The 22,425-nt window shown below is 54.9% G+C and carries 21 protein-coding genes; 9 read left to right on the top strand and 12 right to left on the bottom strand.

Translation table 11 applies throughout. From position 1 onward, the window contains the following. The first annotated feature begins 4 nt into the window (after positions 1-4). Complete coding sequence (locus HEP82_RS16845; protein WP_192459143.1) at positions 5-202, top strand: hypothetical protein; 198 nt, start codon at positions 5-7, stop codon at positions 200-202. On the opposite strand, the gene codA is transcribed toward HEP82_RS16845, so the two are convergent. From codA to HEP82_RS16800, 9 genes are all read right to left on the bottom strand, one after another. Beyond that, positions 190-1,428: a cytosine deaminase gene (gene codA / locus HEP82_RS16840; protein WP_192459142.1), complete on the bottom strand. Its 1,239-nt coding sequence runs from the start codon at positions 1,426-1,428 to the stop codon at positions 190-192. The two genes, HEP82_RS16845 and codA, sit on opposite strands and share 13 nt — an antisense overlap. After that, positions 1,425-2,702, bottom strand: coding sequence for a PucR family transcriptional regulator (locus HEP82_RS16835; protein WP_192459141.1), 1,278 nt, complete (start codon positions 2,700-2,702; stop codon positions 1,425-1,427). Before HEP82_RS16835 ends, codA begins: the two co-directional genes overlap by 4 nt. Continuing rightward, positions 2,699-3,964, bottom strand: a complete 1,266-nt coding sequence (gene codB, locus HEP82_RS16830; RefSeq protein WP_192459140.1) for a cytosine permease — start codon at positions 3,962-3,964, stop codon at positions 2,699-2,701. The genes HEP82_RS16835 and codB overlap by 4 nt, the downstream gene beginning before the upstream one ends. A 275-nt stretch (positions 3,965-4,239) precedes the next feature. Next, positions 4,240-5,148 carry a DMT family transporter gene (locus HEP82_RS16825; RefSeq protein WP_192459139.1) on the bottom strand — a complete coding sequence of 303 codons (909 nt, stop codon included), beginning with the start codon at positions 5,146-5,148 and terminating at the stop codon, positions 4,240-4,242. Positions 5,149-5,342: 194 nt separating this feature from the next. Beyond that, positions 5,343-6,800 (bottom strand): radical SAM/SPASM domain-containing protein, encoded by a 1,458-nt coding sequence (locus HEP82_RS16820; RefSeq protein ID WP_192459138.1) that lies wholly within the window; start codon positions 6,798-6,800, stop codon positions 5,343-5,345. A gap of 19 nt (positions 6,801-6,819) precedes the next feature. Continuing rightward, positions 6,820-8,229: a radical SAM/SPASM domain-containing protein gene (locus tag HEP82_RS16815; protein ID WP_192459137.1), complete on the bottom strand. Its 1,410-nt coding sequence runs from the start codon at positions 8,227-8,229 to the stop codon at positions 6,820-6,822. 103 nt (positions 8,230-8,332) lie between these two features. After that, positions 8,333-8,557, bottom strand: a complete 225-nt coding sequence (locus tag HEP82_RS16810) for a hypothetical protein (protein WP_192459136.1) — start codon at positions 8,555-8,557, stop codon at positions 8,333-8,335. A gap of 286 nt (positions 8,558-8,843) precedes the next feature. Further along, a complete protein-coding gene (locus HEP82_RS16805; protein ID WP_192459135.1) occupies positions 8,844-10,082 on the bottom strand; it encodes an MFS transporter in 1,239 nt (412 codons plus the stop codon). Positions 10,083-10,462: 380 nt separating this feature from the next. Continuing rightward, positions 10,463-12,052, bottom strand: coding sequence for a methyl-accepting chemotaxis protein (locus HEP82_RS16800; protein ID WP_192459134.1), 1,590 nt, complete (start codon positions 12,050-12,052; stop codon positions 10,463-10,465). 454 nt (positions 12,053-12,506) lie between these two features. Between HEP82_RS16800 and nsrR the strand changes: the two genes are divergently transcribed. The 3 genes from nsrR to rlmB all read left to right on the top strand — a co-directional run bounded on the left by nsrR (position 12,507) and on the right by rlmB (position 16,294). After that, positions 12,507-12,932 carry a nitric oxide-sensing transcriptional repressor NsrR gene (gene nsrR / locus HEP82_RS16795; protein WP_012764417.1) on the top strand — a complete coding sequence of 142 codons (426 nt, stop codon included), beginning with the start codon at positions 12,507-12,509 and terminating at the stop codon, positions 12,930-12,932. Between the two features lie 43 nt (positions 12,933-12,975). Next, a complete protein-coding gene (gene rnr, locus HEP82_RS16790) occupies positions 12,976-15,435 on the top strand; it encodes a ribonuclease R (RefSeq protein ID WP_192459133.1) in 2,460 nt (819 codons plus the stop codon). 124 nt (positions 15,436-15,559) lie between these two features. Next, positions 15,560-16,294 carry a 23S rRNA (guanosine(2251)-2'-O)-methyltransferase RlmB gene (gene rlmB, locus HEP82_RS16785; RefSeq protein WP_192459132.1) on the top strand — a complete coding sequence of 245 codons (735 nt, stop codon included), beginning with the start codon at positions 15,560-15,562 and terminating at the stop codon, positions 16,292-16,294. Between the two features lie 238 nt (positions 16,295-16,532). On the opposite strand, the gene HEP82_RS16780 is transcribed toward rlmB, so the two are convergent. The 3 genes from HEP82_RS16780 to HEP82_RS16770 form a co-directional block, all read right to left on the bottom strand. After that, positions 16,533-16,808 carry a hypothetical protein gene (locus HEP82_RS16780; RefSeq protein WP_192459131.1) on the bottom strand — a complete coding sequence of 92 codons (276 nt, stop codon included), beginning with the start codon at positions 16,806-16,808 and terminating at the stop codon, positions 16,533-16,535. Between the two features lie 55 nt (positions 16,809-16,863). Continuing rightward, complete coding sequence (gene bsmA / locus HEP82_RS16775) at positions 16,864-17,193, bottom strand: biofilm peroxide resistance protein BsmA (RefSeq protein ID WP_192459130.1); 330 nt, start codon at positions 17,191-17,193, stop codon at positions 16,864-16,866. Positions 17,194-17,319: 126 nt separating this feature from the next. Further along, positions 17,320-19,275 carry a methyl-accepting chemotaxis protein gene (locus HEP82_RS16770; RefSeq protein WP_192459129.1) on the bottom strand — a complete coding sequence of 652 codons (1,956 nt, stop codon included), beginning with the start codon at positions 19,273-19,275 and terminating at the stop codon, positions 17,320-17,322. Positions 19,276-19,491: 216 nt separating this feature from the next. Here HEP82_RS16770 and yjfP point away from each other — a divergent pair, with 216 nt between their 5' ends. The 5 genes from yjfP (at position 19,492) to rplI (ending at position 21,881) form a co-directional block, all read left to right on the top strand. Continuing rightward, complete coding sequence (gene yjfP, locus HEP82_RS16765) at positions 19,492-20,244, top strand: esterase (protein WP_192459128.1); 753 nt, start codon at positions 19,492-19,494, stop codon at positions 20,242-20,244. A 193-nt stretch (positions 20,245-20,437) separates the two neighbouring features. After that, a complete protein-coding gene (rpsF, locus tag HEP82_RS16760) occupies positions 20,438-20,830 on the top strand; it encodes a 30S ribosomal protein S6 (protein ID WP_012764424.1) in 393 nt (130 codons plus the stop codon). 5 nt (positions 20,831-20,835) lie between these two features. Continuing rightward, positions 20,836-21,156: a primosomal replication protein N gene (gene priB / locus HEP82_RS16755; protein WP_192459127.1), complete on the top strand. Its 321-nt coding sequence runs from the start codon at positions 20,836-20,838 to the stop codon at positions 21,154-21,156. 4 nt (positions 21,157-21,160) lie between these two features. Then, entirely contained in the window at positions 21,161-21,388 is a 228-nt protein-coding gene (gene rpsR, locus HEP82_RS16750; protein WP_000135199.1) for a 30S ribosomal protein S18, read from the top strand. A gap of 40 nt (positions 21,389-21,428) precedes the next feature. Beyond that, positions 21,429-21,881, top strand: coding sequence for a 50S ribosomal protein L9 (rplI, locus tag HEP82_RS16745; RefSeq protein WP_012764426.1), 453 nt, complete (start codon positions 21,429-21,431; stop codon positions 21,879-21,881). The last annotated feature ends 544 nt before the right edge of the window (positions 21,882-22,425 follow it).

Below are 22,425 nucleotides of genomic sequence, written 5' to 3'. Positions count from 1 at the left end.
GCGCATGGCAGTGCTCAGGGGCGAAGCTCGTCACCGAAGCCATGCGCTACGTTTCGCAACGGTGTCTGCGGGGCTGGCCCGTCGCGATGGTGACGCCAGTGGCGTCGGCTATCGCGATGCCAGACCGGCGCAGCGCTTTGGGCCAGCGCTATGCCGGCAGCGCCAGACCAAAGCGCGATGCGGAAAATGCTACGCCGGATAGTGAAGTTGCTCTGGCGTGCGCTGCATGATGATGTCGCCATGCCGGATCGACAGGAGTGCCTTCGCCTGACGGCGCACGGCTTCGTAGTCGTTTTCCGCGTCCAGAATCAGCAGATTGGCGGGGCGGCCGACGGCAATGCCATAACGATCGCCGAGGTTCAGCGCGCGGGCGCTGTTGTCGGTGACAAAATCCAGGCTACGTTGCAGATCTTGGTAGCCCATCATGTGGCAGATGTGCAGCCCGGCGTCCAGTACCCGCAGAATGTTGCCATTGCCCAGCGGGTACCACGGGTCGCGGATGGAGTCCTGGCCGAAGCAGACGTTCATACCGGCGCGATCCAGCTCCGCCACGCGGGTGACGCCGCGTCGTTTGGGAAAGGTGTCGAAGCGCCCCTGCAAATGGATGCTTTCGGTGGGGCAGGAGACGAAACTGATGCCGGAGCGGCGCAGTAACCGGAACAGCTTCGAACAGTAAGCATTGTCGTAAGAACCCATCGCCACGGTATGGCTGGCAGTGACTCGGGCGCCCATATTTCGCACGCGGGCTTCTTCCGCCAGCACTTCCAGAAAACGGGACTGGGGATCGTCGGTTTCGTCGCAGTGCACATCCACCAGACAGCCGGTACGCTCGGCCAAGTCCATGAGAAATTTCACCGAGCTCACGCCCTGCTCGCGGGTATTTTCAAAGTGGGGGATACCGCCCACGACATCCGCACCCATTTCGATTGCGCGTTCCATCAATTGACGCCCGTTGGCGAAGGATTCGATCCCCTCTTGCGGGAAGGCGACGATCTGTAGGTCGATCAAAGATTTGGCTTCTTCTTTCACGTCCAGCAGCGCTTGCAGCGCCGCCAAGGTCGGGTCGGTGACGTCGACATGGGTGCGCACATGCTGGATGCCGTGGTCCCGCAGCATGGCGATAGCGGCGTGCGCACGCTGTTTGGTGTCTTCATGGGTGATGGTGGCCTTGCGCTGGCTCCAGCGTTCGATGCCCTCAAACAATGTGCCGCTCATGTTCCATTCCGGTTCCCCGGCGGTCAGCGTGGCGTCCAGGTGAATATGTGGTTCCACCAGCGGCGGGATCGCCAGTTGCCCGGCGGCGTCGATAACCTCGGGCGCAGCGTGAAGCATGCCGTTTTGCGGTTCGATGGCGGCGATGATCCCATCCTGTAACCGCAGGGTGTACAGTCCGTTACGGCGACGCAGCGCCGCATTGATAATGTTCATAATGACTCCTGTTGGTTGGCGGTACGCCCCTGATTAACGGGGACGGCTGCCGGGGTAGGGACGCCAGACATGCGCCAAATCAGCAAGGCGACGGACGCATTCAGGCGAAACTGGGGGTCGCCCAGCGTATGTCCGGTCAATTGTTCGATGCGCTGCAAACGCTGGTGCAGTGTATTGCGGTGGATATCCAGCCGTTCGGCGGCTTTGATCAGGTTGCCGTTCTCCTGCAAGACCGCGTCCAGCGTTTCGATCAGCATGGCCGGATGTTTGCGACCATGCTCCATCAGCGCGCCCAGCGTGTCTTTCATAAAGCGGTTGACCAGCAGTGGATCGCCGACAGCGGTCAACAGTTGCAGTACACCCAGTTCGCTGTAGTCGCACAGTCCTTTATCCGGGCGCATGCCGGCTGCCACCTCCAGCGCCCGACGCGCTTCGGTCAGCCCTTGGCGATAGTGGCCGGCGGCGGTTTGGACGGCGGACAGCCCGATGAACAGCGTCAGTGGCGACAGGTCGGCCTGAATGTGCTGACGCAGCTGCAGCAGCCAGGTATTGGTCTGGCGGGCGTCATCCCGATCACTGGGCAGTAGCAGAATGTACAACTCGCCGAGCTGGATCAGCGGCAGACTGTCCGCCAGTGTGGACAACTGCTCTTCCAGATATTGTTGCAGGCGCTGGCGCAGCGCCTGCAATTGCTGTTCGGCATCGTCCGGCGCATTGGCGGCAAACAGCGCCTGCATATCGGTCAGCCTCAGTGCCGCAATGCGGCGCGGCGCCTCCAGCGATAACCTCAGATGTTGGGTGCGCTGGTGCAGAATGTCGATATCCGGATACTCGCCGGTCAGCAACTGAATCAGAATTTCCCGGCGTGAGCGGAGCGCGGTTTCCCGTTGTACCAGCTCGGTGCCGATAAGCTGGGTGACGATGACCATTTTCAACGAATAAGGCTGTTCAATCAGCGGGATGCCCCACATTTCCGCCTGCGCCAGCAACGAGTCGGGAATGGCGTGAATGAACTCCTTACCGGTCAGGATCACCATACCGGCGATACCGCGTTGATGCCCTTCCGCCAGCAGGCGGTGCAGGTTGGCTTCGTCGCGTGGGTGGTTGATACCGGTGACAAACACCAGTTCGCCGCCCATGATCCATTCGGCGATCCCTTCGTTTTCCGCCACATAGTACCAGCGCACCGGGCGATGTACTCCCTGTGCGCCGGCGCGCAGCCGCAACTCTGCCAGGCCGTTCAGCGTCAGAATTTCACCGACGGTCAGATTCATGACGCCGCTCCGGCGGCATCGTTTGCCGATACACGCCGGGCGAGCGCGACCAGTACGATGTAGCAGAGCGCCGCACTGGCGATGCCGACCAGCGGCGCAACCCAGGGGGAAAGATAAGCCAGTAGCGCACCGACGGCGTAAGACGTCAGGCCGGGTATGTTAAAACGTGGCAGTCTGGCGTGTTGCAACGCTGGATAGCGGCCGCGATGACGGAACCAGTAATCCGCCATGATCACGCCACCGATAGGCGGGATGATGGAACCCAGCAGTACCAGGAACGGAATCAGCCATTCATACATGCCGCCGACCGCCAGCAGAATACCGACCACGGCGCCCGCCAGCGTCAGGGTGCGACGACGCTCGATGCGCAGCAGGTGGCAGGCTGCGGCGGAAACGTTGTAGATAGTCGGCCCCTGAATAGTCCACAGATTGAGGCACAGCATGACGACGGCTGCGACCGACAACCCTTGCAGCATCATCACCGCGACGATGTCCGCCTGTTGGTAAACCACCGCGCACCAGGCGCCGGCGATAATCATCAGGCCATTGCCGCCCAGGAAACTGATGAGGCTGGCCCAGACGGCGATCCGGCCGTTGCGCGCCATGCGAGTCCAGTTGGTGGCCTGTGTTGCGCCGCTGGCGAAGGTGCCGAACACCATGGTGATGGCCGCCGACCAGCCCAGCGTCTGGGTGGGCGCGATGCCAGCCATGCCCTGCCAGCCGCCGCCGTCGCGGGTGGCGATCCACATGGAGAGCGCCAGCATGACGAACATCAGCGGTACGGATACGCGGGACAGGACGTCCAGCCCGCGGTAGCCCACCAGCGCGGTAATCGAGAAACCCAGACCGAACAGCACCATCAGCGGAACGGTCATGCCCTCGGGCAGCGACAGCAGTTTGACCAGCGAGATGGCCAGCGTGGCGGTGCCCCAGGCGTACCAGCCCAGTTCGGCGAATCCGAGCAGAAAATCAGACAGCTTGCTGCCCGCCTCGCCGAAACAAAACCGCCCCATCAACACCGCGTTCAGGCCGCTGCGCGCAGCGATCAGCCCCAGTGAGGCGGCATACAGCGCCAGCAGCAGGTTGCCGATGACGGCGATCCACAGCATTTCCGTGATGGGAAAGGCGACGCCCAATTTGCCGCCGGCAAACATGGTGCCGGTGAAAAAAGTAAAGCTGAACAGCACCATGGAGATGGATAACAGCCCTTTGCGGCCTTCTTGCGGGGCTTCGCTTAGGGGGAATTCATTTTGTGACGACATTGACGCTTCCTCTGGATAGTGTCCCCGTGGGGGAAACAGAATGTGTGGGAGGAATCGCAAGGAACATGCCAGTTTTTGCGACGAAAAAAGCGGGCAACGCGAACAAGAGTGAGTGTGCAATGTGCACGGTTTTTTGCGGTAAAGCGCCTTGGTGTGCCCTTTGATTGTGCATATTGCTGTGCAATGCACCGAAATGATCTTCCGCTATCAGGCATACCCGACGAGGACGATAAACGCGCAAGACGATGCGCATCGGGGGAACTGACGCCGGTTCGTCATCCGGCGGAAGATTCCCCTGCCTGCTGGCGATTGTTGAGGTAGAGCCCGGAGAGGATCAGCAGTCCGCCGCCCAACATCAGCGGCGTGATGGTTTCCCGCAGCAACACATGGCCGGACAGTACCGTGACGAACGGCACCAGATACATGTAGGCCATGGTTTTGCGCACGCCGAGGTATACCACCGCGCGATCCCATGACAGATAGCAGAGCGCCGAGGCGATGACGCCGAGGAACAGCAGGTTGCACAGATTGACGGCGGCGAAGACGTGCGGGTTGAGCAGCGGCATGTCCCGAGACCACATGAACAGCGCCACGGTAAGGATGCTGTAGCGAAAGATTTTGCGGGTTTTTACTACCGGATGGGCGCCGTCGTCGATCCGTTTCAGTACCAGCGGGAAGAATGCCCAAGACAAGGCGGCCAGCAGAGCCAGCGCATCTCCCGCCGGACTGAGGTGAATGTTCAGCGCGCCGTTGGTGATGACCAGCGCCACGCCGGCAAACGACAGTACGAGTCCCGACAGGGTGACGAGCGACAGCCGTTGTTGCCGGAAAATCAGTGCATTGAACAGCACCGAGAGCAGCGGGGAAACGGTGACGATCAGCGCGGCGTTGCTGGCGTAGGTTTTGGTGAGGGCGATGTTTTCACAGACGAAATAGAGCGAGACGCCGCACAGGCTGGCGAGGAAGTAGAGCCCTTCGTGTCGCAGATTCAGCGCTGAACGGGCGTGGGGAAAACGCAACAGCGACAGCACCAGCCAGGCGATCAGGCAGCGGTAAAGCAGAATTTGATAGGGATCCAGCCCATCAAGCAGAATCCGGGTGGAGATAAACGTCCAGCCCCAGACGATGACCGAAAAGAGCGCCAGCAGGTGGCCTGCGATCGGGTTTTCCTGAGTGGTATGCATCCTGAATATCCTTGATTGACGGTGTTCCCCGAATAATGGCAACCGGCGGCCATTCGCTAAACCTCTGCGGCGGTCGACCGGCATCGCATTTTATACTCCGGACTGTGTTCCATTTCGGTAGTGCTACAGCCTGGCTTGACGTCGGGCGTTATCGCGGTGGAGGGCGATGCGGCGCCCTCTGGTACCGGTACGCGCTACAGATAGAAGCAGGGAATGTCCTGTGCGTCGTAATGGGACAAAATGCGTTGCGTGATGCCCCGATACACGCCGCAAGCGTCGGGTTCGACGCTGTCGATATCGTGGTATTTCTTCTCCAGCGTGCCTAGGCAGATGCCGGAACAGAAATGTTCGATGTCACAGCCTCGACAAGGTGCTGGATTGTTTAATCCGAGTGCGGCGTGCTTGCGGTAATTCTCACTGCGGATGACGCTGGACAACCCGTCGCTGATTTTTCCGAAATACCCCGATGCGCCTTTGCAGGAATAGATGGAACCGTTGGGTTCGATGCTGAACTGCGCGCCTTTGGCCGAACACATTTTAAATCCGCGTTGCGCGACATTATTGATCTGCACCATCAGTTGGCTGATTTGGTGCCAGTACCCGGTAATGACGACCTGGTGCTTTTTCCCCGCCTCGATGAGACGCCACAGCTGTTCCGTAATCTGTTCCGCGCTATGGCGCACATAAAAATCCGGATCCAGCTCCAGCACTACGCCGATTTCGTGGATCCCAAGGCCAGCGATGAAGGCCACCATGTCTTCATTCAGGTCGTCCCAGTTGCTGTCCGACAGTGTGGCATTAATGGCAATCCGATTGCGATGCTGCACCAGTAGTTGTATCCCCGCGACGATTTTATCTCTGGCGTTTTTTCCGTTTTTAAACACCCGGTCGGTGCTGGTCGGCGAGTCGAAGCTGACGCAGACGGCAACCTGATACTGCGCTAGCCGGGCGGCAATCTGCGGGTTCACCAGCGAGCCGTTGGTCACGATGGAATAATAAATGGGGATCCCCCATTCCTGACCGTTGCCGAAGGTGGTCAGTACGGCGTCGATCGCTTTCCAGTTAACCAGCGGCTCGCCGCCGAAGAACTGGATCATCAGCACGGGCTGGCGTTCGCTTTTCAGAAAATCGATAGTGGTTTTGATGTAATGGACGGCATCCTGCGGTGTCATTACGCGGTTTCTTTTTTCATGATACTCATCGTTGCGCAGTATGTGCACTGTGTCCTGATGGTTTGCCGGACGTTCGTTCTGCGGATCTCGCCGGTTTTCGAAACAGTAGCTGCAACTGAAGTTGCAGTCGTTAGTCATCACCAACTGAACGATTTTTACGTGATTTTTTTCTAATTGATTGTTTTCTAATTGATCGTTTTTAGCCATGTCAGCCGATGTCTGGCTACAGGGGGCTGCCGGTGCATTGGCTAAAGTGACAAAGGAACGCTTGAAGAATTCGTAAAACAGTGCGTTTCGGTTGGCTGTGTTGGGCGTTTCGTCGTGGGGAGGGCTTTTTTCCTGCCGGTATTCCTGCAGGTAGTGGAGCGCGTTGTCATTCAGCAGACAAAGCCCGCCTTTCTGCCGATGATAAACAAGGTAGCCGGATTTATGTTTTAGCGTTCTGAGGTTTTCGTTATCCAATATCCATGACTCACTCATGAGACCATCCTTTTCCTGTTCAGATGTGGAGATAATCTTCTTCCCGATAATGGGTCAGGTGTTCAGCTAAAAGCTGTCGTGTCAGGCCACGATATAACTGGCATGTGGTCGGAATGACGGCGGAAATATTGTTGAACTCCAGATCGAGCGTGCCCATGCACAACCCTGAACAGAATCCCTCTATTTCGCACCCTTCACAGAACGGCGTGGTGATATAAGCCTTCATGGCGTAGAGCTGGTAGCGCTCTGATTTAAACACCGCATCCAGATCGTTGATGGTGCCTATTTTGGTATCGACGCATTTGCAATTCGAAATGGCACCGTCGGGTTCTACACTGATTTTGCATCCTTCCGCCGGACAGGTTTTATAACCCTTGGTGAGATTGATGGGACGAATGTCGGTTATCTGTTCAAAAATTTGGTGCCAGTAGCCGGTAATATTAATGGCGTATTGTCTTGCCTGTACGCAGGTATAAAGGATCGCGTCGGTAATGCGTTTCATGATGACGGCGTCGTCATAGGGGTAGCTCGACAGGTCCAGAATAAGCGCCAATGTTCCAATGTGATAATGGGCAGCAAATTTAAGCAGGGCATCCGCATCGAACTGGTCAATATTGGTATGGGAAATAACCGAATTGATGCTGACCGAATTGTTGTGTTTTTTGAGATGGCTTAGGCCTCGCAGGATTAATTCCTCTGCCGGTGTATTTTTTGTCGTCAGACGATGGTGATTTCCCGGCGTATCGTAACTGAGCACTGTGTGTACACCGTACGCTTTCAGCGTTTTTGCGATTTTTTCGCTGATCAGTGAACCATTGGTGGTGATCATATAGTGAATATTGACGCCCCAATCCTCGCCGGAGCGATATTTATCTAACACGGCTTCAATAATGTCCCAGTTCAGCAATGGTTCTCCGCCAAAAAACTCAATGGTTAGATGTGTATTATGGTTCCGTTTGATTACTGAAATAATATTTTCGACGGCGAGAAAGGCAATTTCCCTGGTCATGCGTTGAGGCTTTTGAGCACAAGATGATGCCTGGTCATTATTTCTTTCATTGGCGAAACAATAGGTACATTTGAAGTTACAGTCATTCGTCAGTACCAGTTGCAAACCGTTTACCAGGTATCCACTATCGAGGTGTTCTTTTCGATACCTGATTTCATTATTGATAATATCTCTTTCGTCGATATTGTCAGGTAAGAGAAAGAATCTTTCTTTCAATTTCTGGATTAATGGCGTGTTTCCATTATTGTCGATGTTATTACGGCACAGGTAGTCATAAGCCTGTTTTGATAATACCGCAAAGTTTCCCAGCAATTTGTTATAAACGACGTAAGAATCCTGATGTGGCTGGATAGAAAGATATTGTGATGGCGAGAGTGTCTCCCCATTTTTTTTCTCTACCGTTGCCTGGCGGCTATTCATATTTGGCTCCACATTGAAATAGTGTCTCCCTTCGAGGCTTATTGTTGAAGGGAATAGGGGATAGACAGCGGCCATTCATTGACCGCTGTCTTGCCTTGCGTCATTACATTATGGTGCCGCCGATGGTTCCACCAATCGTTCCACCGATAGTACCGCCGATGGTTCCACCAATTGTTCCACCGATAGTACCGCCAATCGTTCCACCAATTGTACCGCCGATAGTACCGCCAATCGTCGTGGAAAGATTGCCGGGATTACCGGTGTTGTAATGGGTGGACAGTTGTTTATTGTCTGTGTCTTTTAATAAAGAAAGTGCATTTGCTTTCATGGTATTTTCCTTGTGGTTAAATAAAGTCATGTTTGCGATTTTTATTCGGATGCATTGAGAAAATATATATCCTCCTTTTCATGTTTTAGCCTGTTATAACAAAGTCCGAAAAACGGGCGAGCGAATACAGTGATTGTTTGACCGGTATTATTGTGTCTCTGTGGTGACGGGCCGTGGGGGGCTGAGATTATGTCGGCACACCGCAGCCTGGCGCCTGTGCATCGTGCTTACAGGCGCTGATTTTCCTATGTTGTCCGGCTGGCGAAAAACGCCGGCAAAGGTTTGTCTATTCTACGGCGCTGGCGGTTGTCTGCCGCGGTGCTCTGGGCGAACAACACTGCCAGCAGGTAACGGCCGCGATGACGGAAGCGAAAGAAATTATCGGCCAGATCAACATTCCCATCTGGAGATAAAGCCAACCGCCCACCAGCGGGCCGATAACGCCGCCTGCGTTGAACATAAAATGACAGCTCCCAAGATAATGGGCTTTCAACCGGTCTGGCCCGGCATTGGCAGGCCAGGCGCTGAAGGCGGGGCCGCAGATAATTTCTCCGATAGACCAGATGACGGTACCGATAATGATGGCCATCGGGCCGATGGGTAAGGCATAACAGGCCACGCCAAGCCCCACCAGAATAAACCCTACGGCGATGACGATATGTTGCGCATACTGCTGCGTATATTTGGTGAGTAATAGTTCGAATGAAATAACAATGATGCTGTTTAATGAGATAGCCAATGTATACCAGTAAATAGGGTAGTGTACGTCTTCGATAAAGAGCGGCAATGTGGATGTGTATTGGACATAAACGATGGCATGACACAGCGTTGCGAATAAATAGAACATAAAACGGCGGTCTTTAAGTATTTCCTTGTAGCCGTTTCCCGGCTGGTTATCCGTTGTTTCTTTTTCGTGCTCGCTCTGACGGTTGTCGGGAAGCGTCAGAAATGCCAGTAGGGCATATAACCCGGCGATGACGGCTTCAATCCAAAAAAGATAAATAAAACTATTATTGCTGAGATGATAAATAAAATACCCCAATGCAGGCGCGAACGTTGTGCCCAGATTAATGCCAAGACGATAAATGGCGAAAATCATGGTCTGCTGTTCCGGCGGTGTTTGACGGGATAATAATGTTGCGGATGCCGGCCTGAATAACTGAGCACTCAGACTTGATAATGTGACAAAAAATAATAACAACCAGAAAGTGGAAATATACAGTAACGATGCGGTCAGAATAGCCGTCGCGCTCATGCTGATGGTGACAGCCACGCGAATTCCCAGTTTTTCGCTCAGATATCCGCCCGCCAATGCGCCGATAATGGCGCCGCCGCCGTAAAATGCCAGCGCGGTGATGGTTTGCTCATGGGTATATCCATGAGCCATGAGAAAGATAACAATGAATATTTGCAGAAAACCTGATAACCGATTAATCATCACGCCAAAAAGCAACACTTTTGATGACAATTTGCCTTCGTTAAATGTTTTCCAAATAGTCGGCGGCACTGTACTTGCCTGGTTCATAGTATTGACCCCATCTCTTTCCTGTCGACGATTGACTACTTATTAAATAATTGCTTTATTAATTATTATTTTAATAACCACAATTTAATTATGGTTATTAAAATAAATGCGCTTGTTTGCCATTATTGTCAAGCGCTATCCATTCTGGGTTGGGGTATGACCATGAGTAATAAGAGACTGTGGGATAGGTTCTAAGGCGTGATGGGGGAAAATATCCGGCATATTTTCCGTCGTTGGACGTGTAAGGGGATATCGGCTGGCGGAGAGCCAGGAATCGTTTCTTTGATTTACGGAATTGACGAACGTAGAAACTCGGCCATGATGTCCCGGATAAAAAACAGCGGCCTACTGAGGCCGCTGCCGAAAACGACCGACGTCTGTTAGTGCGTCTGTTGCAGCAAGGGGGTATCACGTTCGATGCGGAACATCGACATCGCCTGTACCAACTGGCGCGACTGTTCTTCTAACGATTGCGTGGTATTGGCGGATTCTCTGACCAGCGATGCGTTTTGTTGTACGGCTTTGTCGATTTGCGTGAAGGCGAGGTTTACCTGTTCTATGCCGCGATGCTGCTCTTGCGACGCCGAAAAAATTTCCTGCATCAAGGTAGTGATATGGCTGATTTCGGTCGCCACTTCGTCCATGGTAGCGCCGGCGCGAGAAGCCAAATCCAGCCCTTCGGTGACACGGGTCTGAGAGTCAAGAATCAATGTGCGAATCTCTTTGGCGGCCTGCGCGCTGTGCTGCGCAAGGTTGCGAACCTCTCCGGCCACGACCGCAAACCCTTTACCTTGTTCGCCGGCCCGTGCGGCTTCCACCGCCGCATTCAACGCCAGGATGTTAGTCTGGAACGCGATGCCGTCGATGACGCCGAGGATATCGCTGATGCGCTTGGCGCTGTTGGCGATTTCCTGCATTTTTTCCACCACGTAGCAGACGGACTCATTGCCGCGATCGGTAGTATCAGACACCTTATTGGTCAATTGATGCGCCAGCTCGGCGTTGTCGGTATTGCGTTTGACCGTGGTGCTCAGCTCTTCCAGACTGGCGGCGGTCTGCTCCAGCGCTGAAACCGATTCTTCGGTACGGCCGGCCAGATGTTGGTTGCCGGCAAACAGCTCCCGGCTGCCCTGGTCGATCTGATTGCTGGCGTCGCGCACCTGCCCGACGGAATCCAACAGCGCGACCTGCATGCGGCTAATCGCGTCGTTCAAGCGGCCCAGTTCATTATTGCCGTCTGTGGCGATGTGATGCGTCAAATCGCCGGAAGCGACCCGCTCCAACTGTTGGATAGCTTTTTCCAGCGGTTTGAGCAGCATATGGCGCAACGCACCCCAGGCCAGCGCCACCAGCAGCAGCGACAGCAAGCAAGCGATGGCGATCAGCGTCAGCATCATACGTTCGCTACGGCTGGCTTCCGCAATACGTTCGGCGGAGAGCTGTTGCGAGTAAGTGCGGAAATTCTGGATGGATTTGTCGAAAGCATCGCTGAGCGGGGTCAGGTTGTTTTCAAGCAGGGTGTAGTATTCGTCGGTGTACTGTTTTTTCAGCGCTTCCGTCATTGGTTTTAGCCCCTGAGCCAGATAAGCCTGGTAGCTTTTCTGTACTTGCTCCACGAGCTGTTGCTCCTGTGGATTGCTGGGCGTGATGCTGGCGAATTGCTGAATATCTTTGGTCGATTGTTGAACGAATTGTGCCAGTTTGTCGGTTTCTTTGGCGCCGACATCCAACAGGCCGATTTCGATTTTCCTGACGGCCAGGGTGGCGGAAGCCCTGGCGCGCAGCGTGAGGTTATAACCATTCATCATGCCGCCAAGCTGCTCGCCCTGAATCTGGTTTAGCGCCAGCAGGGATTGCCGACTTTTGTTGATAGCCTGAATCCCTGCACCACTGACCAGCAAAAGCAGCAGCGTAACAACCGCCAGCAGAGTCAGCAGACCTGTACGAATTGAGAGATTTTTCAAACGCATGGTTCCTGTATCCTGTGTGTCAAAGAAGATAATTGCCCGGTTATAGCGCCTCTACCGTATGGCCGTGTCGCCCCGCTTCCTGCAGATGTCGATACTGAATACATCATGTGCTTTCGCATGATGCGCCGAACGGATGGATGCTTTTTTTTAGAAAAAGTAACAGATGGGACTGTGATGTGAATAGCATATTTCTCTTATCCATAAGCAAGAAAAGGTGTTTGTTTTTCAGCAATTCCGCTTTGTTAAGCAGATGATATCGCCTCTAAATGAAATAAATTAGATCCCCGCTTTAGCGCTGGTTTATCATCAACACAGAACAATACGCCCGCAGCGGCGGCGCCAGGTGTGGCCGGCGGTCAGGCTGGTGCGATGCGGTATTTACCGTTGCCTGTCTCTTTCGTCACGGGCGATGGCCCCACCCGGGCGAGACCCGGCAATCAACTCAGAGGTTCATGTGCAGTTAACAAGCTTTACGGATTATGGTTTGCGGGCGCTGATTTATATGGCGTCGCTGCCGGACGGAAAGATGACCAGCATCACGGAAGTGACGGAAGTGTACGGCGTGTCGCGCAATCATATGGTGAAAATCATCAATCAACTGAGCCGGGCCGGCCTGGTGATGGCAGTACGCGGCAAAAATGGTGGTATTCGTCTGGGGCGGGATCCGGCCACGATTCGTATTGGCGACGTGGTGCGCGAGCTGGAACCGCTGGCGCTGGTCAACTGTAATCATGAATTTTGCCATATCACCTCCGCCTGTCGTTTGAAGCAGGTGCTACGTCAGGCGGTGGAGCAATTCCTGCAGGAACTGGACAACTACACGCTGGCCGATATGGTTAAAGAAAATCCGCCGCTTTATCAATTACTTTTGGTTGAATGACGGTTATTCAGCCATCGCTGCCGATGACAACGGAGGAACCGCTATGTCACAAGATCCATTCCTGGAACGCGAAGCAGAAAAATATGAATCTCCCATCCCCAGCCGCGAATTTATTCTGGAACACCTGAGAAAAAGGGATACACCCATCAGCCGCGATGAGCTGGCCACTGATTTGGCACTCTCCTCTGATGAACAACTGGAAGCGTTGCGTCGCCGTTTGCGGGCGATGGAGCGTGACGGACAACTGGTCTTTACCCGTCGCCAATGTTATGCGCTGCCGGAAAAATTGGATCTGGTGCGCGGCGCGGTGATCGGTCATCGCGATGGTTACGGGTTCCTGCGAGTGGATGGCCGTAAGGATGACCTCTACCTGTCGGCGGATCAGATGAAGCTGGCAATCCATGGCGACGTGGTGCTGGCGCAACCGTTAGGCGAGGATCGTCGTGGCCGACGTGAAGCGCGCATCGTGCGGGTATTGGAACCGCGCACCAGCCAGATCGTCGGGCGTTATTTCACGGAAGCCGGGTCCGGTTTCGTGGTGCCGGACGATAGTCGGCTCAGTTTCGATATTTTGATCCCGCCGGAGTCTATCTGCGGCGCGCGCATGGGTTCCGTGGTGGTGGTTGAGCTGATCCAACGGGCTAACCGTCGCACCAAGGCCATCGGCAAAATTGTGGAAGTGCTGGGCGACAATATGGGCACCGGCTTGGCGGTGGATATCGCGCTGCGTACCCATGAAATTCCGCATACCTGGTCGCAGCAGGTGCAAAATCAGGTGGCTGATTTGACGGAAGAGGTGCCGGAAAGCGCCAAAAAAGGGCGTGTGGATTTGCGCACACTGCCGCTGGTGACTATCGACGGCGAAGATGCGCGCGATTTTGACGACGCGGTCTATTGCGAGAAAAAACGCGGCGGGGGCTGGCGGCTTTGGGTGGCGATCGCCGACGTCAGCTACTATGTTCGGCCCGGCACCGCGTTGGATCACGAAGCGCGGGCACGCGGCACCTCGGTCTATTTCCCCTCTCAGGTAGTGCCGATGCTGCCGGAAGTGCTGTCTAACGGGCTGTGTTCGCTTAACCCACAGGTCGATCGCCTGTGTATGGTGTGCGAAATGACGGTGTCCATGCAGGGGAAACTCTCCGGTTTCAAATTCTATGAAGCGGTGATGAGCTCCCACGCCCGGCTGACGTATACCAAAGTGTGGCACATTCTGCAGGGCGACGAGGAGCTGCGCGGGCAATATCAGGCGTTGGTGGAACCGCTGGAGGAGCTACACCGGATGTACAAGGTGCTGGATCATGCCCGTGAAGAGCGCGGCGGCATCGCCTTCGAAACCGAAGAAGCCAAATTCATTTTCAACGCTGAGCGCCGTATCGAGCGGGTGGAAGCGGCGGTGCGCAACGACGCCCACAAGCTGATTGAAGAGTGCATGATTCTGGCGAATATCGCGGCGGCCAGGTTCGTGGAGAAGAACAGCGAGCCTGCGTTGTTTCGGGTGCACGATCGTCCCAGCGAGGATCATGTTTTGGCGTTGCGCAGCGTGCTGGCGGAACTGGGGTTGACGCTGAAAGGCGGTATGAAGCCGCAGCCGAAGGATTACGCCGAGCTGATGGACGAGGTGGCGGAGCGTCCCGATCACGAGATGCTGCAGACCATGATGCTGCGCTCTATGAAACAGGCGATCTACGACCCGGAAAATCGCGGCCATTTCGGGTTGGCGTTGACCTCCTATGCGCATTTCACCTCGCCGATTCGCCGTTATCCCGATCTCTCGTTGCATCGCGCCATTAAATATTTGCTCGGCAATCGGCAGGAGCGGTGGACGCCAAGTGGCGGCTGGCACAGCGATTTCACTGAAATGCTGCAATTGGGGCAGCACTGTTCCATGACCGAACGTCGGGCGGATGAAGCCACTCGCGATGTGGCGGATTGGCTGAAGTGCGACTTTATGCAGGATCATGTCGGGGAAGTCTTTACCGGGATTATTTCCAGCGTGACCGGCTTTGGGTTCTTTGTGCGGTTAAACGATCTGTTCATCGATGGTTTGGTTCACGTTTCCACACTGGATAACGACTACTATCGTTATGATAATGTCGGCCAGCGCTTGATCGGCGAGTCTCGCGGCCAGACGTATCGGCTGGGCGACGAGGTGCAAATCCGCGTCGATGCAGTACATATGGATGAACGCAATATCGATTTCACGCTGGTATCGACCACCCGTCGGGTGCGCGGGGAAGGTAAAACCGAACGCGATCGGGCGAAGAAAGGCGCTGCCGTCGAGAGAAAGCCCGCACGCCGCCAGGCCGGCAAGCGCGTGAATTTCGAGCCGGACAGTGCGTTTCGCGCCGAAGGAGCAGGCAAGCGTAAAAAAAACGCCGAGGCTAAGCCGGGAGGCAAGAAGAAAGCGTCGCGCACGAAAAAAAATGCAGAGAAAACCCGTAAAATCGCTGCGGCAACGCGCGCCAAGCGGGCTGGTAAGAAAAAAACGGCGGCAGGAGAGTAAGTTGTTCCCGGCTATGCCACCTTCCGGCGTCTGCACCCTCGGCGTTGGGACATCCGGGTTTATCATTATCGCAGGGGCCGGCCAGAGCGCCGTCCGCCTGCGTCATCAGTGTTAAAGAGTATCAATGAGCGAAATTATTTACGGTATTCACGCGGTCAAAGCGCTGCTGGAGCGCGATCCGCAACGTTTTCTGGAAGTCTTTACCCTGAAAGGGCGTGAGGATCGTCGTTTGCTGCCGCTGATTGCGGAGCTGGAAGCGACCGGCATCGCCGTCAAGGTGGCGAATCGCCAGTGGTTGGATGAAAAAGCGGAAGGCGCCGTGCACCAGGGGATTATCGCCCGGGTGCGCGAGGGGCGTCAGTATCAGGAAAATGATTTGCCGGCGCTGTTGGAAACACTGGATACGCCGTTCCTGCTGGTGCTGGACGGTGTGACGGATCCGCACAACCTGGGCGCTTGCCTGCGTAGCGCCGATGCGGCGGGCGTGCATGCCGTCATCGTGCCGCGCGATCGTTCCGCACAGCTGAATGCCACGGCAAAGAAAGTGGCCTGCGGCGCGGCGGAAAGCGTGCCGCTGATTCGGGTGACTAATCTGGCCCGTACACTGCGTTTTTTGCAGGAGCGAAACGTGTGGATTGTGGGCACCGCGGGCGAGGCCGATCATACGCTCTATCAGAGTAAGTTGACCGGCCCTCTGGCGCTGGTGATGGGGGCGGAAGGCGAAGGTATGCGCCGTCTGACGCGGGAGCATTGCGACGAGCTGATCAGCATCCCGATGGCCGGCAGCGTGTCGTCGCTGAATGTGTCGGTCGCCACCGGCGTCTGCCTGTTTGAAGCGGTGCGCCAGCGTTTGGGATGATGGCGCCGTCGCCTTCGCAAACCGGCGTCATTTCACGGGTGATCTGCGTCGGCAGCATCCGCTGCATCATGCAGTTCGGATCACCCGGCGTGGGGATGGCGGCAGGTTGTTGGTTCGGCGATTGTTGGTTCCTGCGGCGGTGCGCTAAACCGCTATCGGCGGCGCGGCTGGCATGGCGGACAGCGGGAAAAAGAGGGTGAAGCCTGTGGGCTTCACCGGGGGACGGCAGGCGGCGCGCTTAGCTGGATTTCGACGACAGTGCTTTTTCGACGACGGCGCACCAGAGAACGGAATTTCTGGCCGGCCAACCTTTGGCTTTGAGCTTGCCTTCAACCGCCTGCTGCCAACTGGTCGACCCGATTTCAAGGTTGGGGTAGGTGGACCGAATGCTGAGTTGGGATTCCACCCAGACGTTCCATTCCGGGCTGCGACAGGGCAGCGAAGCCGCCGACGCGGTGCCGATATAGCCGGCTACCAGCAATAACAACGTTGTGATACTCAATGTTTTTTTCATGGCGTGTCTCTTCACGGGTTCTTAATCAACACAAATCCTGAGATGACCGGCGGCATCAGCGCCGGAGCGATGCGGGCGTTGCACGATAAAATACGGCATAAGCATGCCAAACGCCACGTCTTACCCGTTCCCCTTCCGTTTGGCTGACGATGCGATAATACTGCTCACCGCGCGCGTCCGCCTGACGCTGAATCTCCCGCCCGACCGCGTCTATATTGCCATCGACGGTGACGGACAATGAGCCGGTTTTTTCCAGTAAGTAGCTCTGTTCGCGTGTAACTTCTATCGCATGGTCGCCTGGCGGCGGCGGTGGGTACGGATGTCCGGCCAGTAAACTACAACCGCTTAGCAATAGGGAAAAAACGATAAGTGCGCGCTTCAGCATGGTCAATATGCTCCGCCGTGGGTTCATGGCGTAGTGTAGCCGGTGGCAAACCGTCGGGGTATCGGGAATATCGCGGTTCGCTAGAAATGTGGCGTGGCGTCCGCCGGGAAAACGGACGCCGGTAGATCAGAAGCGCGTTTGTCGCTCGTTGATGCGGAATACGCTGACCAAATTGCTCAGATTCGATCCCTTTTCCCTCAGCCCTTGCGCCGTGTTGTCCGAGTTTTGAACCAACGCCGCATTCTCATGCGTGGCCTGACCGATTTGGTTAATCGCCAGGTTGATTTGGTCTATCCCCAATGTTTGCTCCCGGGAGGCGATATCGATGTCGTTGATGATGGTGCTGACCTGCTGGATACGGTTGCGTAAATCCTCCATCGCTGTTTGCGTCGTTGCCGAAATGCGATAGCCCGCATCGATGCGATCCAACGATTCGGAAATCAGCGCTTCGATTTCTCTGACTGCGGAGGCGCTGCGCTGGGCTAGGGAGCGAACCTCGCCTGCCACCACGGCGAACCCTTTGCCTTGCTCGCCGGCCCGCGCGGCTTCCACCGCCGCGTTGAGCGCCAGAATGTTGGTCTGGAAGGCGATTGACTGGATGGTGGTCGTGATGTCGGCGATACGCTGCGACGAAGATTTGATTTCGCCCATCGTCGCCACCGATTCGGAAACTGTTTTGCTGCCGTTTTGGGCCGCATCGGCGCTTTCCACCGCCAACTTTCTGACCAGCGAGACATTGTCCGCATTCTGTTTCACCGTCGAAGAGATCTGTTCCATGGTGGCGGACGTTTCTTCGACGCTGCTGGCCTGACGGGAGATCTGCTCGCTGATATTTTCGCTATCCCGTGCCAGCGCGTCAGTGCTGGACGAGATCTCCTCCGCTGAGAGACGTACTTGAGCGACGATCTGCGTCAACCCGTGGCCGATGCCGTTGATGGCGTCCACCAATCGTCCGACCTCATCTTCATTGCGGGTCGTGAGCGTGGCTTGCAGGTTGCCCGCCGCGAATTGTTCCGCCACTTTGATCACCTCGTCCAGCGGCTGGCTGACCCAACGGCGGGTGAGGAAGGCGAAGAACAACGCAAAAATCGCCACCAACAGGATACCGCCACCCAGAAACAGGTTGCGCGTGCGGTTGATGTCGGCCATCAGACTGGCTTTACTGATCGTCCCTACCAGCACCCATTTCCATTGCGGAACAGAGCGATAGACCATGATTTGCGTTTTATCGTCGCCTTGCAGGTTATTGTCGTCATACTCCAAAATTCCATGCTCGTTTTTCAGCACCTGTTGCAGCGTATCGCCGGACCAACTTGGCTTCTGGCCGCTCAATTTACTGTGTACCAGATAAGTGCCCACTGTCTTGCCTGCGTTGTTCAGCGCGAAGAAATAACCGTTTTCGCCAATTTTCTTCTCCAGAATGCGTTGCTGCATCTGGGTGAACTCTTTACTGATATCCACCCCCACGAACAGGATGGCGATGACGTTGCCGGTATGATCAGACACCGGTTGGTACTGGGTGATGTACTGTTTGCCGAACAGCGTCGCCAGACCGCGGTAAACCCGGTTGCCTGTCACGGGGGCGTAGGCCGGGCTTTCCCTGTCGAGTTTGGTACCGACGGCGCGGGTTCCGTCCTCTTTTTTCAGCGATGTGGTGACGCGGACAAAGTCGTCGCCGTCGCGTACAAATACCGTGGAGATGGCGCCGGTGCGGGTAAGAAAGTCGTCAACGATGGCGGTATTCATATTCAGGACGATGTCGCCGGCTTTTAGCGTGGGCACGGAGGTGCCGCCCGTCGGCTGACGAGTTTGGTTATCCAGCGTAAAAGTGGCAGGGATAAAACTGGCGAAGAGGCGGGTATAGCTATCGACGCTGGACTGCAGGCTCGCGTCGTACAGGCTGATCATATCGTTCATGCCTGTAACCTGGCTTTCCATATTGCTCAACGTCAATGATTCCAGTTTCTCGCCGGCGGAGCGCGTCAGGCTGAGCGTAAAGGTGATGAAGAGCACCGCGACGGTAAGGGAGGCGATAACCGACAGTTTGACACCAAGGCTCCAGCGTCTAAAAGTAAGCTGCATAGTCGTTCTCTGTATTGTGAGGGATGTATGTGGGAGACAACGGTAGAAAAGCGCAAACTTTTATACTCTTCTTTGTTTTTTTAAATAAAAAACCGATTTAAATCATTGCAAGGTTTTTCATTGTGAATTTGCCGTTCCTAGTGTGAACCCTGCACGTAATGAGTGTAGGTTTTTTATATCACTCTGCAGAGTGTTTTGTATGAAAAAGGGGAGAAGATGTCGGTAGAGATCGATGTAGATCATATTCATGGCGTGGAGGTATTACATGCATTTCCGGCTGGGGGCAAGCAACGGCCGCTGCCTACGGTGTTTTTTTTCCATGGTTTTACCTCGTCAAAAGAAGCGTACTGCTATTTTCCCTATACGCTGGCCAGAGCCGGTTTCCGTGTCATCGCCCCCGACGCGCTGATGCATGGCGCGCGTTTTGACGGCGACGATGCGAATCGCTGGCGCTATTTCTGGGACATCATGCTGCATTCTGTTGATGAATTGCCGATGTACGTCGATGCCTGTCGCGAGCGCGGCTGGATTGACGGCGTGCGTATCGGCGCATGCGGCGCTTCGATGGGCGCAATGACGGCGCTGGCCGCGATGACGCGCTATCCGTGGCTGCGTGCGGTGGCGTCCTTTATGGGGGCCGGGCATTTCACACCGCTTTGTCGGACGCTGTTTCCCCCGGTTGTCGCCACGACGCCCGGCGCAGAGCCCATTCTGGCGGCGCTGGCGGAACGAGTGGCTGGCTGCGATGCGTTGCTGCATCTGGAGCGTTTGTCGGATCGCCCGCTGCTGCTGTGGCATGGGCTGGCGGATGAGGTGGTGCCCGCACGCGAAAGCGAATGTCTACGCCAGGCGCTGGTTGAACGGGGCTGGGCGCGGCAACTGACTTGGCTGACTGAAGACGGCATCGGCCACAAAATTACGCCTGGCGCATTGCAGGCGAGCGCCAACTTCTTCCTTAAATCGCTCTGACCTGCCGGCTATCCATCATCGCGGCGGTGGAAATGGTCGCGGCGATGATGGGTAAGAAATACGGCTTGTGTTCCCTCACGGTGCTCAGTACAATTGCGCGTCATTTTTTCAGCCGCTCACACAAACGTTCCTTGCCTCCACGGGCCGCGGCTGACCCTGACAGGAGGCTGAATAATCCGTAAGGAGCAATTCGATGCGTCATTACGAAATCGTTTTTATGGTTCATCCTGACCAGAGCGAACAGGTTCCGGGGATGATCGAGCGTTACACCGGTGCTATCACGGGTGCTGAAGGCAAGATCCATCGTCTGGAAGACTGGGGCCGTCGTCAGCTGGCTTACCCGATCAACAAACTGCACAAAGCCCACTACGTTCTGCTGAACGTCGAAGCGCCGCAGGAAGTGATCGATGAGCTGGAAACTAACTTCCGCTTTAACGATGCCGTTATCCGCAGCATGGTTATGCGCGTTAAACACGCAGTAACTGAAGCGTCTCCGATGGTGAAAGCGAAAGACGAACGCCGTGAGCGTCGTGATGAATACGCTGAAGCCGGAGATGATGCTGAAGCTGGGGATTCTGAAGAGTAATTGTCATGGTGACGGCCAATCGTCTGGTACTGTCCGGCACAGTGTGCAAGACACCCATTCGAAAAGTCAGTCCTTCGGGGATTCCTCACTGTCAGTTTGTGCTTGAGCACCGCTCAGTGCAGGAAGAAGCCGGATTAAACCGGCAGGCCTGGTGCCGAATGCCCGTGATTGTCAGTGGACAACCGTCACAGGCGATTACCCACAGTATAACGGTCGGTACGCAACTCAGGGTTCAGGGGTTCATTAGCTGCCATCAAGGCCGCAATGGTCTGAGTAAGCTGGTGTTGCATGCCGAGCAGATTGAATTGATTGATTCTGGAGACTAGCCAAATGGCACGTTATTTCCGTCGTCGCAAATTCTGCCGTTTCACCGCGGAAGGCGTTCAAGAGATCGACTATAAAGACATCGCAACGCTGAAAAACTACATCACTGAAAGTGGTAAAATTGTACCGAGCCGTATTACCGGTACTCGTGCAAAATACCAGCGTCAACTGGCCCGTGCTATCAAGCGCGCGCGCTACCTGTCCCTGCTGCCGTACACTGATCGTCATCAGTAATCGGCTGCGTCCATTAACGAGACTTTGAGAGGATAAGGTAATGCAAGTTATTCTGCTTGATAAAGTAGCAAATCTGGGCAGCCTGGGTGACCAGGTAAACGTAAAAGCAGGTTACGCTCGTAACTTCTTGGTTCCGCAGGGCAAAGCTGTTCCGGCCACCAAGAAGAACGTAGAGTATTTCGAAGCTCGCCGCGCTGAACTGGAAGCTAAACTGGCTGATGTTCTGGCTGCTGCCGAAGCTCGTGCTGCTAAAGTGGTTGAACTGGGCTCTGTGACCATCGCTTCCAAAGCGGGTGACGAAGGCAAATTGTTCGGTTCCATCGGTACTCGCGATATCGCTGATGCCGTAACCGCTGCAGGCGTTGCTGTTGCCAAGAGCGAAGTTCGTCTGCCGAACGGTGTTCTGCGCACTGTTGGCGATCACGAAGTGAGCTTCCAGCTGCACAGCGATGTGTTTGCTCAGCTGAATGTGGTTGTTGTTGCTGAAGCGTAATTTATTTTCGCTGTCGTCAACATGTAAAACGCTGGCCTTGTGCCAGCGTTTTGCTTTTTCAGAACCAGGTTTTGGGCTGTATGCGGGCACGCTTTCGCTTAACTATACATTTTATTTAACTTCATTGTTCTGAAACTATTATTTTCCACAGCTATTTTCCCTCCTTGAATAACGTTTCAACCGCTTAACGTTTTTATCGCCGTGATAAGTTCATTTTTTTATTTATATGATTTTTATTGAAAATTTGATGATTTTTTCGGATTTTATTTCAATCTTTAAATTACCGTGATGTGATTCGCATATTTTTTATTCAGCACGCTTGGTTTGACATAAGAAGTGTCAGGCGGCGATACGTATCACACTACCCATCAAAATTTTTACCCTTTTCTTGACAGCTACCGGTCATTCATCAGAAAAATACGCAAACGTTCCCGCAAACGTTTTTCGTTACTTGAAATGTACCTTGCAATAGAAATATCTCAAAAGAAAAGAGGACGTTATGAAAGATATCAACATCGATTTACGTGGTCTGAACCCTGCCCCT

The organism is Musicola keenii (genome assembly GCF_014855505.1).
Taxonomy (GTDB): Bacteria; Pseudomonadota; Gammaproteobacteria; order Enterobacterales; family Enterobacteriaceae; genus Musicola; species Musicola paradisiaca.
Note: the sequence above shows the minus strand (reverse complement) of the source record. Positions and strands in the feature narration are given on the sequence as shown.